Origin of the sequence: Streptomyces prunicolor (assembly GCF_045162825.1) — a bacterium.
GTDB classification, from domain to species: Bacteria; Actinomycetota; Actinomycetes; order Streptomycetales; family Streptomycetaceae; genus Streptomyces; species Streptomyces prunicolor.
Genome location: NZ_CP108676.1, coordinates 751,951 through 765,207 on the forward strand (window position 1 = coordinate 751,951; position 13,257 = coordinate 765,207).

Here is a 13,257-nt window from a genome sequence, read left to right on the forward strand (position 1 = left end):
AGGCCGAGTTGGAAACCCCGGCCGGACCTACCGACGGAGGCTCACTCCTGTGCGGACGCCGCACCCGGCGTATGGGAGTCGAGCGCGGCGAGCCGGAGAGCAGCCCCCACACGGGTGATCGCTTCGGACGGTGGGTGCGGAAGGCGGGCCAGGAGCAGGCGGCGTTGTTCCTGAGGGCCGCCGCGTACCGGCAGGACGCGGACGCCCGGTGGCACGGCAGGGGCGAGGGAGCCGGTGACCGTGGTCAACCCGCAGCCCGCTGCGACGAGTTGGAGCTTGGCCAGCCAGTCGCGGGCGGTGTGGACGATCTCGGGCCGCTCGTCCAGCCCCGGCCACACCCCCATGAGCCGGTCCTCGCCGGAGGAGATGCTCGCGATCCAGCGCTGCCCGCGCAGGTCGGCCACGTCGACGTAGTCGCCCCGGGCCAGCGGATGCGTCGCGGGCACCGCGAGGTACAGCGGGCGCTCGGTGAGCGTGCGCAGCACCAGCGGCGGGGATTCGGTGTCCGGCGGCCGGAACGGCGGCGCCGACGCGAGCAGGGCCAGGTCGAGACTCCCGGCTCGCAGGGCGCGTACCAGTGCCGGGGTGCCGCCCTCCCTGCTGACGACGTGCAGGTCCGGGTCGCTGCGCCGCAGGGCGGCCAGGGCGCGGGGCAACAGGACCGCTCCCGCGCTGGGGAACCAGCCCAGGCGGACGGTCGCGGCCTCCGTGGGCAGGCCGGACAGTTCGCGGGCGGTCGCGTCGATCTCGTCGAGCACGACTGTCGCCCTGCGCATGACGATCCGGCCGGCCGGGGTCAGCCGTACGCCGTCGCGGCGCCGTTCCAGCAGTTCAGCGCCCGCGACGCGTTCGATCGCGGCGATCTGGCGGGACACCGCGGACTGGGTGTAGCCCAGTGACGCGGCGGCCGCGGTGAAGGTTCCCTGTTCGGCGACCGCGCGGAAGACCCGCAACGCGGTGAGTGACACATGCGTGAAGTCCATGACGATCACGCATGCTAGCGGTGCGTAACTCTCGTTGGACGCACACCCCACCGGTTCCTACCGTGGCAGTCATGAACGTTTCGCGCATCGCCCTCGTCACGGGCGCCAACCAGGGACTCGGCCGCGCCCTCGTCGAGGGGTTGGCGGCCCACATGGGTCCCGACGACATGGTCCTGCTCACCGGACGCGACGAGCAGCGGGTCACGGACGCGGCCCACGAGGTCGCGCACCTGCCCGGCACGCGCAGCCGGGTCGAGGGCCGGGTCCTTGACGTCACCGACACGGACGCCATCGCCGACCTCGCCGACGATCTCCGGCAGCGCTACGGCGGGGTCGACATCGTGGTCTCGAACGCCGTGGCCCGGGTGCTGCCCGGGGAGTCGCAGGCGGCGCGCGCCGACGAGTTCATCGACGTGTCCAACACCGCCACCCACGCGATGCTGCGTTCCTTCGGCCCCGTGCTGCGCCCGGGCGGCCGGTTCCTCGTCGTGGCCAGCAGCCTCGGCACCCTCGGGCATCTCGACCCCGCGCTGCACGACCTGTTCGACGGCGCGAGCCTGGACCAGGTCGAGTACGCCGTCGAGTCCTGGCGCGGCGCCGTCCACCACCGCACCACGGCCGAGGCGGGCTGGCCGCTGTGGCTGAACGTGCCCTCGAAGGTGGCTCAGGTCGCCGCCGTCCGCGCGGTCGCCGCGGAACGCCGCGAACACGACCTCGCGACGGGCACGTTGGTCGCCTCGGTGTGCCCGGGCATGGTCGACACCGCCACTTCCCGCCCCTGGTTCAGTGACTTCAGTCAGGCCCAGTCCCCGGCCGAGGCAGCGGGCGCCGTGCTCGACCTCGTCTTCGCCGACCACGTCGACCCCACCCACTACGGCGAGTTGGTGCGCTTCGGCAAGGCCCTGGACTGGTACGGCGGTACCCCGCCGGTGGAACAGGACCGGCTGATCACACCGTGACGGCAGCGGCTCGCGGGTGACGAGGCTGCCCGGCGCTCTACGCTCATCCCAGTCCGGGCAGGCTCCGCACCTCCCCGATCCTCAGGAACCGGGCCAGGAGCAGGAACACCAGGGCCATCGCGGTGCCACCCGCGGCCAGCGAGAGCGCCGGCGCCCAGGAGGCCGAGGCCAAGGTCTCGTCGCAGACACGGGCCAGGAGCCATCCGGCGCCGACGGCGCCGACGGCGGCCGCGGTCAGTTTCGCGTAGGTGCGACAGATCCGGCGTCCGTCGAGCAGCCCTTCCGTACGGCGCCGCAGGCGCAGCGCGGTCAACAGCAGACCGATCGCGTACGACAGGGCATAGGCACCGGCCATCCCCGTGACCGCCCAGTTCGCGGGCAACAGGAAGTGGCACGCCGTGGCGAGGCCGATGTTGATGCCGCCGATCCACACCGCCATCCGGAACGGCGTACGGGTGTCCTCGAAGGCGTAGAAGCCCCGGAGCAGGAGGTACTGCGCGGAGAACGGGATCAGTCCCAGGCCGAAGGCCTGCAGCATGTGGCCCAGCGGCGCAGTGGCCGAGGCGTCGGCGGAGCCGTGGGCGAACAGGAGTTGGGCCGTCTGCGGGCCGAAGGCGAGGAAGAAGAAGGCGGCCGGGACGATGACGACACCGCTGACCCTCAGCGCGCGGGACAGGTCGGCCCGCAGGTCGTCGAGGCGGTGTTCGGCAACGGCCCGGCTCATGCGCGGGAGCAGTGCCGTCACGAGGGAGACGGTGACGATCGACTGGGGCAGTGTCCAGATCTGCTGGGCGTAGCTGTAGGCGGTGTATCCGACTCCGTCGCGGGGACGGGCGGCGTCCGCGTCGGAGGCCAGCCGGGTCACCACCGTGCTCGCCGCGAGGTTGGCCAGCACGAACAGCAGGGTCCAGCGTGCGGCGCCGACGCTCTTGCGCAGCCCGGTGCCGCGCCAGTCGAACCGCGGGCGGAACCGGAACCCGGCCGCGAGGGCGTAAGGAACCAACGCGAGTGCCTGGACGGCCAGCGCGATCGTGGTCCCGAGGCCGAGCAGCCGGACCTGGGCGCCCGTGATGTCCGAGACCTGTTCCGGCGCGGTCAGCAGCCCGAGGTAGAGGCCGAACATGGTGATCAGGACGAGGTTGTTGAGTACCGGGGTCCACATCATGGCGCCGAACCGGCTCCGGGCGTTGAGGACTTGGCCGAAGATGCTGAAGACGCCGTAGAGGAAGATCTGTGGCAGCAGGAAACGGGCGAACACCACGGTCAGTTCGAAGGCGTCGTGCGTGGCGGGTGTGTCGTGCTGGTAGATGGAGATGATCTCCGGGGCGGCCCAGGTGGCCAGCGCGGTGCCCGCGCCGAGGACGCACAACACCAGGGTGACCAGGCGCTGTTCGAAGGCCGCCCCGCCGTCGGGGTCCTCGGCCCGGGCACGGACCAGTTGGGGGACCAGGACGGAGTTCAGCGCGCCGCCGATCAGCAGGAAGTACAGGCTCGTCGGCACGGTGTTGGCCTGGTTGTACGTCGTGGCCAGCAGTCCGGTGCCCAGTGCGGCGCCCTGCAGCACCATCCGTATCAGTCCGGTGGCGCGCGACACGATGGTTCCCGCCGCCATCAGCGCGGTCGAACGCAGCAGTCCCCCACCGCCTTTGGGCTTCGTCTGCGCGGCGTGCCTGCGTCGTGTCGGTAACCGGTCCGAACGCTCGCGCGAGCTCTCCTCGATCATGCGGACAATCTACGATCCCGTGTTGTCGGTGCCGACCCCGCGGTCGGCACCGACAACACGGTTACCTGTCAGGAGACTTGAACTGATGATCCCCGAACTACCGAACTACGACGGCTGATTCACGGGGTGAGCTGCCACTGCTCGATGTAGCCGACGTCGAGTGCCGCGCGGTCCTGTACCCGCAACTTCCAGGTGCCGTTGACCGGTTGGGCGGAGGCGTCGACCGTGAAGGTCTGGTCGACGTTGTCGGCGGAGCCGCCGGAGCGGTTCAGCAAGGAGTAGACGGTTCCGTTCGGGCCCACGAGGTCGACGGTCAGGTCGCCCCGGTAGGTGTGGACGATCTTGACGTAGACCTGGGTGGTGGCCGACGCGTTGCCGTCGCGGCCGGTGACCGTGATCGGGGACTCCACGGCGGCGGCGTTGTCGGGGATGTCGACGCGGGTGCCGCTGGCGTAGATGTTGGCGATCCGCCAGGTGAAGGCGGCGGTGGCGGTCGCGCCCGTGTCGTCGGTGACGGTCACCGTGACGTCACTGCTCCCGAGGGTGGTCGGGATCCCGGAGATCAGGCCGGTGCTGCTGATGGTCAGTCCGTCCGGCAGTCCGGTGGCCGAATAGGTCAGGCCCGCACCGGAGTTGGTGGTGTACGCGTCCGTCTGCAGGGACACGGACTGTCCGACTCCGCTGATCTGACCGGCGATCGGGGCCACGTTGACGCCGAGCGCGATCCGGCTTCCCACGTTGATCGCCGCCCACGCGTCGGCCACGGCGAGATAGGTCGGGCTGTACGCGCCGAAGAGGTCCGCGGCGGCCTGCAGGGTCGCGGTGCGGGCACCGGCGTAGTTCGTGGACGAGGTCATGTACGTGGAGAGCGCCCGGTACCAGACCTTCTGGGCGTTGTCGATGCCGATGCCGGCGACGGGCACACCGTCGTAGGTCGGGCTGTCGTAGGCGACCCCGTTGACGGTCTTCGCGCCGCTGCCCTCGGACAGCAGGTAGAAGAGGTGGTTCGCCGGGCCCGAGGAGTAGTGGACGTCGACGCTGCCGAGCGTCGAGCTCCAATAGTCGCGGGAGGCACCGTCCTTGGAGGGCTTGTCCATGTAACGCAGCGGTGTGCCGTTGCCGTTGATGTCGATCTTCTCGCCGACCATGTAGTCGGGGACGTCGGCGGGCAGGTTCTCGTGGAACTCCACCGCGGCGGCGAAGATGTCCGAGGTCGCCTCGTTGAGGCCGCCCGACTCGCCGGAGTAGGTGAGGCCCGCGGTCGCGGCGGTGACGCCGTGGCTCATCTCGTGCGCGGCCACGTCCAGTGCGGTCAGCGGGTGGGTGTTGCCCGAGCCGTCGCCGTAGGTCATGCAGAAGCAGGTGTCGTCCCAGAACGCGTTGACGTAGTTGTTGCCGTAGTGGGCCCGGCTGTAGGCGGCCACGCCGTCGTTGCGTATGCCGTTCCGCCCGAAGACGTCCTTGTAGTAGTCCCAGGTCGCCGCCGCGCCGAACGCGACGTCCACGCCCGCGGTCTGCCGGTTGCTCTGGGTTCCGTCACCCCAGACATCGTTGTCATCCGTAAACAGGGTGCCGGTGCCGGAGGTGCCCTGGTTCAGGTCGTAGGTGCGGTGTCCGGCGCGGTCGCCGTCGACGAGCTGGTACGTCGAGCCGGAGAGCGTGGTGCCGAGCGGGACGGATCCGTTGAACTGGCCGGTGCCGGTGCCCGTTTCGATGCCCTGGTACTGGAAGACGGCCTTGCCGGAGTCCGCGTCGGTGATCACATGGAGTTCGCTGGGCGTGCCGTCGTCCTGGAAGCCGCCGACCACAGCCTCCCAGGCGAGGACGGGCTTGGCTCCGGCGGCCCAGACCACGAGCCGCGGGGCGCCGTCGAGTTGGGCCTTCTCGCCGCCCGCCTTGGACGCTGCCGCGAGCGCCTTGGTCTTCACCGTCGCCGACGCCACGTTCGGGGTGATGTCCGCCAGGGTCAGGTCGGCCTTCGCGGCCTTCGTGACCGTGAGGCGGCCGCTCTTGGCGTGCACGACCAGGTCGCCGCCGAGGACGGGCAGCCCGGAGTACGTCCGCTCGTAGCGGGTGTGGGTGGTGCCGTCGGCGTCCTGGCTGACGTCCTTGACGACGAGCTTCTCCTTGGCCCCGAGGCCGAGGGTCTTCGCGGTGTTCTTGACCGCGGCGCCCGCGCTCTTGAGGAGGGCGGCGTGCTTCGCCGGCGACAGGGCGGCCGGCGCCGCCGCGGCCCGGGGGGTGGCCAGGATCTTCGCGGGGGTGGCGTGCCCGCTGGGAGCGGCGGAGGCCGCGCCGGTCTGCATACCGGCGGCCAGCAGGGTGCCGATCGCCGTGAGCACGAGGGCGGCGGTGTATCTGGGGTGGTGCGGATAACGGTCAAGCCGGGTCAAGGCGTTCTCCTTATGTGGGGTGGTCGGACTCGGTGGAGTCCTGGAGAGCGGGTCGGGCCGGGATACGGCCGTCCGGCGGCGCGCGGGTGCGGGGAGGAAGGGTGAGGAGGAAGTGAACGCTCGGTGAGCGTGGTGCTCAGCAGCGTGGCATCACGCCCACAGGATTGTCATGGCTATAACAAAGCAACGGCTCAAAATGACCGTTGCGAACTGCGGATCACTCGCTTGAGCAACACTTTTCAGCCTCACGCCGGGCGCGGACGCCACGCGGGAACATCGGGCCGTCGAACAGGTGGTTGAATGTCGAGCCGGAGGGGTAATCAATCCCTCAACTTGCGTACGGCGTCTACGACTTGCCCCACCAGGATAGCCACGCCACGAGCGCGGCACCAGCCGCCCGTGAAGACGCTGGCATATGCCAGAAGCACCACCGGATCGTGTGTTGCCAAATCCCTTACAGGGCGTCGCAGCCTGTGCGACAGTCGTTACCGGTCCCTCCATCCGCCTTGGTCGTACCGTCCCCGCATCGGAGTGCGTCATGCCGTCCCATCTCTCTGCGGACCGCCCCGCCGTCCAGCCGCCCGCGCGCGGCTCGGTCGACGCGCTGATATCGCAGGCGCGGCGGCTCATGGGTGACGTGGACGCCGTACGGCGGGGCGCGCAGCATGACGGTTCGGACCCTCGCGAGCGGTGGCAGCGGGCGCTGTGCGATCTGGCGCTGCATCAACTCAACGATCTCGACGAGCACTTGGCCCAGTTGCGGGACGGCCCGCCGCCCGTGCCGGCCACCGCGGAAGCGCCGCTCGTCCCAACTGCCGTACCGGACACGCCTCGTGACGACTCGCTGCTCAGCCGGGTCGGCAGCGCGGAGTGGGATCTGCTGACGGACGGGGCGAGTTGGTCCGGGGAGCTGTATCAGATCCTCGGCCGCGATCCGGCGGCTCCTCCGCTCACCCTCGACGAACTGCCGTCGCTGGTCCTCGACGAGGACCGCCCGAGCCTGACCGCGATGGTCACGGACTGCCTGATCGACGCCAAGCCCATAGACGGCGAGTTCCGGATCGTGCGGCCCGACGGCGCCGTACGGACCGTGCACATGATGGGCGAGCCCGTGCTCGACGCCGACGGTGGCACCGCCTCGATGTGGGCGGTGCTGCGGGACGTCAGCGAACTGCGCCGCAGCCAGCGGACGGTGAGCGAGACCCGTGACTCGCTGCAGCTCCACCGGCACCACGCGCAGACCGAGCGCCGGCTCGCGGTCGAGTTGCAGGAGGCCGTGCTGCCGCCGTGGCGCGGCTCCCTGCGGCTCCCGCACCAGGGGCCGGAGACACTCGACCTGGCCGCCCGCTATCTGCCCTCCTCCACGAGCGCGCTGATCGGCGGCGACTGGTACGACGCCATCCAACTGTCCGACGGCGCAACACTGTTGAGCGTCGGTGACCTCACCGGACACGGTGTCGCCGTCACCTCGGGCATGGCGATGCTGCTCGGCGCGCTGCGCGGTATGGCGATGGCGGGCACCGAACCCGGTCAACTGATGTCCTGGCTCAACCAGTTACTCGACGCCACCGTGCAACCGGCCCTGGGCAGCGCGGTGTGCTGCCGCTACCGCCCCGAGACCCGCACCCTTGCCTGGGCGCAGGCAGGACACCCCGCCCCGCTGCTCTTCCGCGACGGGACGGGGCGCATGCTGAGCGCGCCGGACGGCGTCCTGCTCGGCGCCACCTCGGGAGCGGCCTACGGACAGGCCGAGGAAACCCTCGAAGCGGGCGACGTCCTCCTGCTGCACACCGACGGACTGGTGCCGGAGCACAGTGGAGAGGCCGCCGTGCGCCAACTCCTCGACCTGGCCCCGCGGTTCGGCGAGGCGCGCACCGCACAGGACTGCGTACGGATGGTCGTGGAGGAGTTCGGCGACACCGAGCGCGCGGACGACGCGTGCGTGCTCATCGCCAGGACGACCTGAGAGGGAAGCGGCTGTACGAACTCCTTGTGCGGAAGGAGCCGCACAAACCCCTTATGCCTGGGCGCTGTTGCCGCCCCTGGCCCTGGGGGTCTTCGACTGTGTCTTCGGCAGCGCGAGTTTGATCTCCTCCCGCAGTTCGTGGATCCTCGGATAGCCGGCGTACTGGGCGGTCAGCCGGTACATCTCGCGCAGCCGGTCCCAGGTGCGGTGGGAGGAGTTCGAGCCCATCGCCGCCAGCGCCAACCGCGCGTACCTGTCCGCCTGTTCGGGGTCGTCCGCGATGAAGCAGGCCGAGGCCATCGACAGGAAGTCGAAGATCTTCGACCGCTGCCGTCCGTCGACCCGCAGCGCCAGCGCCTTCTCCGCGAAGTACTGGGCGTGCACGGCCGCGCCGGGCTCGTGCTCGGCCAGGGTCCGGTAGGCCAGGGCCTGCATGCCGTAGAGGTCCTCCTCCCTGAACGTCTGCATCCAGCTGGGGGGCGGTACATCGCCGCGGTCGGAGACGAAGAGGTCCTCCGCCTGGCCGAGGGTGCGGCGCATGGCCTGGCCCTTGCCCATCGACGCCTGTGCCCAGGCCTCGATGGTGTAGAGCATCGCCTGGGTGCGCGGCAGCACCTCGTCGCCGGAACCGGTCTTGGCGAGTTTCATGAGATCGAGCGCGTCGTCGGGCCGGCCCAGGTGCACCATCTGGCGAGCCGCCCGTGAGAGCGCCTCCCCGGCGCGGGGCCGGTCGCCACCCTCACGGGCCGCGTGGGCGGCGATGACGAAGTACTTCTGGGCCGTGGGTTCCAGGCCGACGTCGTGCGACATCCAGCCCGCGAGTACGGCGAGATTGGCGGCGACGCCCCACAGGCGCCGCTGCACATCGGCGGGGTGCCGGTAGGCGAGCATGCCGCCCACCTCGTTGAGCTGTCCCACTACGGCCTTGCGTTGCAGCCCACCGCCGCGGGCCGCGTCCCAGGCGCGGAACACCTTGACTGACTCCTCCAGTTCCTCGATCTCCTGCGACCCGATGGGGGCGGCCTCGTAGCGGTCGAACCCAGCGGGGTCGGCGTGCAGGGGATCGTCGAACCGGGGAGCGTCGGCGGAAAGAGTCGGATCGGAGTGCAGCCATGCGTACATGGCGCTGCTGAGTGCGGAGCCTGCGGCGAGCGCGGCGCCCGCGCCCACCAAGCCGCGTCGGTTGAGCATGAGGTCCATTCCCGTGAATTCGGTGAGGACCGCAGCTGTCCGTTCGGGCGCCCACGGCACACCGTCGGGATGTTCCACACTCCCGTCGTCGGGCCGTTTTCCCGTACGCCCGTGCCGGACCAGACCGAGGTCCTCGATGGTCACGACACGGCCGAGTCGCTCGGTGAACAGAGCCGCCAGCACCCTCGGCACCGGATCGCGCGGGATCTCTCCCGTGTCGATCCAACGCCGTACCCGCGAGGTGTCGGTCGACAGCTGGGGGTGGCCCATGGCCGCCGCCTGCCGGTTGACCCGCCGCGCGAGTTCGCCCTTGGACCAGCCGGCCAGGCCGAACAGGTCCGAGAGACGGGAGTTGGGTTGTCCGTTCACGTCAAGCCCCCAGGTTCTCGGCTGACTTGAACATAGCCCGGTGCGCCTTGCCGGGCGACTATTCGCCAGGGTTCGCCAGGGTGCGCCAGATGGTGTGCCACTGCGCATCTGGTGTCAGGTAGGAACGCGCCACCCCGACCCGGTCACCGAGGGACACTCCCCAGGGTGCACCTGCGGAACCGGGCCGGGAGCGCGCTTGCTTGGACAGGCACTGCAGGCACACGAAGGGATCTGTATCTCCCATGTACACAGCATCGTCCTCCGTGTCCGCCCCGCCCCGGTCGCTGCACCCCCGCCCGGGCGCCGGCGGCCCCTACCTCGACCCGGCGCGTCCGGCGGCCGGCCCCGTGCTCGGTGCGGGCAGGCCGCGGCGCGTTCCGGGGCTCGGCACCCAACCGCTCAGCGGGAGACTCGACTTGTCCGGCCCTCAGGGCGCCCAACTGCGTACGGCGATCGCGTCGGTGCACCGGATCTGCCCGGAGTTCGCTCCGGTGCAGGTGCTACGCCGCAACGGGCGCTCCGTGCTTCTGGTCGGAACGACCGGACGCAGCACGGCCGTTGCGAAGTGTTTACTGGACCACTCCCCCGCGTGGGCCGAGCGGATCCGGCACGAGATAGCGGCCTACCGCTCGTTCGTCCGGCACCGCCCGCCGGTGCGGGTGCCGCGGCTGATCGCGGCGGACCCGGACAACTGCACGCTGGTCATCGAGCGGATGCCGGGCCGGGTCGCGGCGCTGCACCGGCACCCGGCGGAGGCCCCGCCGCGGGCGGACATCCGGGCGGCGCTCGGCGCGATCTGCCGGCTGAACGCCTGGCGGCCACCGGCGGGCACGTTCGACGCCCCGCTGGACTACGCGGCCCGGATCTCCCGCTTTCACGAGCTGGGGCTGCTCACCGACCGGGACATGGGAGACCTCCAGAAGCTGCTGCACGGCATCGCGCACTCGGCGGGCCGCGGCGGGATGGGCCAGTTCTGTCACGGCGACGCCCTGCTGTCCAACATCCTTCTCTCACCGGCCGGTCCAGTGCTGGTGGACTGGGAGCACGCGGGCTGGTACCTGCCGGGCTACGACCTGGCGACGCTGTGGGCGGTCCTGGGGGACGCGCCGGTGGCCAGGCGGCAGATCAGTCAGATCGCGCAGTCGGCGGGACCGGCTTCGCGTGACGCGTTCCTGGTGAACCTGATGCTGGTACTGACCCGCGAGATCCGTACCTACGAGATGGCCGTGCAGCGTTCGATGCACGACTCGACCCCGGCGGCACCGGGAGTGGTGGCCCACCCGGGTGCTGCGCCGTCCGGCGAGGAACAACGGCTGCTGCTGAGGCGGCTGCACGACGACTGCCAGATGGCCCGCCGGGCCGTGCGTGCGGCGGTCGGCACTCGCTGACGGGGACGAAGGTCCGCGGTGCGCCCTGCAGCGGCGCACCGCGGACCTTCGTGTGTCCGCCCGCCATATGGCCGACCTCTATGTGTCCGGCCCACATGTGACTGTCCGGGCCCCGCCACACTCCCCCATTGGTGTACTCCACTGACGCCCCGCAGGCCCGAAAGCCGCCGCCACGAAACTCCTCGCAGCCCCCGTTGACATGGGAAATCACCTTCCTCTGGGCATGATTGACGGATCGTCGGCCAGCCGGTACCACTGACGCACGCCCGGCCCCGCACGGTTCAGCACACCCCACCGTCCCAGGAGGCTGCATTGCGAGGATCCTCGACCGACCCCAACCGCTCTCCCGGACACAGACGCGCGCGCCGATCCCTCGGCGCGCTCGCCACCGCCGCCCTGCTGCTGCCCCTGCTCGGCGCGGCCCCCGCGGAGAGCCCCACCGACTCCTCCGCCGCCACCCTCCAGCGGGCGTTCGCGTCGGCGTCCGCCGAGTACCACGTGCCGCGGACGGTGCTGCTGGCCGTCTCCTATCTCCAGTCCCGCTGGGACACGCACGGCGGAGCGCCGAGTGTGACCGGCGGCTACGGCCCGATGCACCTCACGGACGCCCGCACCGCCCTCGCCGCGACGGAGCACCTGAGCGAGGGCTCCGAGGACCCCCGTGGCGACAGCGCCCGCGCTGCCCTGCACCCCACCGCACAGATCCCGGCGGACTCCCAACTCCCGGCCCGGCTCAGGACGTTGACGAAGGCGGCCGAACTGACCGGCCTTCCGGCGACCGACCTCCGTACCGACGAGACCGCCAATGTGGCCGGCGGCGCCGCCCTGCTGGCCGACGCCCAGAAGGGTCTCGGCGAGCCGCTGAGCACGGACCCGGCCGAATGGTACGGCGCGATCGCGCGCTTCTCCGGCGCGGACGACACGGCGACTGCTGCGGCGTATGCCAACGATGTCTACGACGTGATCCACTCCGGCGAGGCGCGCACCACGGACGCCGGGCAGCAGGTCGCGCTGGCCGCCCAGCCGGACCTCGCGCCCGACACCGCGCAGCTGAGGGAGACCGGGCTGCGCACGGTCTCCGCCGGCGGTACCGAGTGCCCCAAGAAGGTGTCCTGCGAGTGGATCCCGGCGCCGTACTCCCAGTTCGGGGACGACGACTACGGCAACCACGACCTGGGCGACCGGCCCGCGTCGCAGAGCATCAAGTACATCGTCATCCATGACACGGAAGGCCAGTGGGCCGGTGTCCTGAACCTGGTCCAGGACCCCACCTATGTGTCGTGGAACTACACGATCCGCTCCACCGACGGTCTCATCGCCCAGCATGTGAAGGCCAAGGACGTGGCCTGGCACGCGGGCAACTGGTACATCAACGCCAAGTCGATCGGCATCGAGCACGAGGGCTTCCTCGCCGCGCCGGACGCCTGGTACACGGAGGCGATGTACCGCTCGTCGGCGCGACTGGTGAAGTATCTGACGAAGAAGTACGGCATCCCGCTGGACCGGCAGCACATCCTCGGCCACGACAACGTGCCGGGCCCGACCACGTCCACGATCCCCGGGATGCACACGGACCCGGGCCCGTACTGGGACTGGGCGCACTACTTCGCCCTGCTGGGCCACTCCTTCAAGCAGACCGCCAAGAAGAGCGGCGGTCTGGTGACGATCCGCCCCGACTACGCCGCCAACCAGCCGGTGTACACGGGCTGCGTCACCGCCGGCCAGGCGTGCGCGGCGCACGGGTCGAGCGAGGTCCGGCTGTACTCCGGGCCCGGCGAGACCTACCCCCTGATCAAGGACATCGGCCTCGGGACGACCCCGACCACCGGGGTCAACGACCTCTCCTCACGGGTGTCCACCGGTCAGCAGTACGCGGTGGCCGACCGCTCCGGGGACTGGACCGCGATCTGGTACCTGGGTCAGGAGGCCTGGTTCAAGAACCCGAAGAAGCAGCCCACCGCGGTGAAGGCGGCCGGTCTGGTGGTGACGCCAAAAGAGGGTGTGGACAGCGTCCCGGTGTACGGCCGCGCCTACCCGGAGGCCTCCGCCTATCCGACGGGAGTGCCCGCGCAGGCGATCTCCCCGCTGCCGTACAAGCTGCTCAAGGGCCAGAAGTACGTGGTCGGTGACAAGGTGCCCGGCGAGTACTACTACGCGGTCACCTTCACCACCGACTCGCACAAGGTCGTCGTAGGGAAGGATCTCTACTACGAGATCCAGTACGGCCACCGGGTGGAGTTCGTGCGCGCCACCGACGTGACGGTGGAGCGATCCAGCCGGTAGGC

Annotated in this window: 8 protein-coding genes; 4 read left to right on the forward strand and 4 right to left on the reverse strand. The window is 70.5% G+C overall.

All coding sequences use genetic code 11. From position 1 onward, the window contains the following. Nucleotides 1-41 precede the first annotated feature (41 nt). A complete protein-coding gene (locus OG588_RS03410) occupies nt 42-983 on the reverse strand; it encodes a LysR family transcriptional regulator (protein WP_405945961.1) in 942 nt (313 codons plus the stop codon). Nucleotides 984-1,054: 71 nt separating this feature from the next. On the opposite strand from OG588_RS03410, the gene OG588_RS03415 reads away from it, so the two are divergent. Next, nucleotides 1,055-1,942, forward strand: coding sequence for an SDR family NAD(P)-dependent oxidoreductase (locus tag OG588_RS03415; RefSeq protein ID WP_405945962.1), 888 nt, complete (start codon nt 1,055-1,057; stop codon nt 1,940-1,942). A 43-nt stretch (nt 1,943-1,985) separates the two neighbouring features. On the opposite strand, the gene murJ is transcribed toward OG588_RS03415, so the two are convergent. Together murJ and OG588_RS03425 are read right to left on the reverse strand one after the other, a co-directional pair. Beyond that, nucleotides 1,986-3,665: a murein biosynthesis integral membrane protein MurJ gene (murJ, locus tag OG588_RS03420; protein WP_405945963.1), complete on the reverse strand. Its 1,680-nt coding sequence runs from the start codon at nt 3,663-3,665 to the stop codon at nt 1,986-1,988. A gap of 119 nt (nt 3,666-3,784) precedes the next feature. Next, nucleotides 3,785-6,058, reverse strand: a complete 2,274-nt coding sequence (locus tag OG588_RS03425; protein ID WP_405945964.1) for a M4 family metallopeptidase — start codon at nt 6,056-6,058, stop codon at nt 3,785-3,787. 538 nt (nt 6,059-6,596) lie between these two features. On the opposite strand from OG588_RS03425, the gene OG588_RS03430 reads away from it, so the two are divergent. Further along, nucleotides 6,597-8,024, forward strand: coding sequence for a PP2C family protein-serine/threonine phosphatase (locus OG588_RS03430; RefSeq protein WP_405945965.1), 1,428 nt, complete (start codon nt 6,597-6,599; stop codon nt 8,022-8,024). A gap of 51 nt (nt 8,025-8,075) precedes the next feature. Here OG588_RS03430 and OG588_RS03435 read toward each other — a convergent pair whose 3' ends face one another. Beyond that, nucleotides 8,076-9,584 carry a hypothetical protein gene (locus OG588_RS03435; protein ID WP_405945966.1) on the reverse strand — a complete coding sequence of 503 codons (1,509 nt, stop codon included), beginning with the start codon at nt 9,582-9,584 and terminating at the stop codon, nt 8,076-8,078. Nucleotides 9,585-9,826: 242 nt separating this feature from the next. Here OG588_RS03435 and OG588_RS03440 point away from each other — a divergent pair, with 242 nt between their 5' ends. Continuing rightward, entirely contained in the window at nt 9,827-10,972 is a 1,146-nt protein-coding gene (locus tag OG588_RS03440) for an aminoglycoside phosphotransferase family protein (RefSeq protein ID WP_405945967.1), read from the forward strand. A gap of 312 nt (nt 10,973-11,284) precedes the next feature. Next, on the forward strand, nt 11,285-13,255 hold the full coding sequence (locus OG588_RS03445; protein WP_405945968.1) for an N-acetylmuramoyl-L-alanine amidase: 1,971 nt from the start codon (nt 11,285-11,287) through the stop codon (nt 13,253-13,255). Nucleotides 13,256-13,257 lie beyond the last annotated feature (2 nt).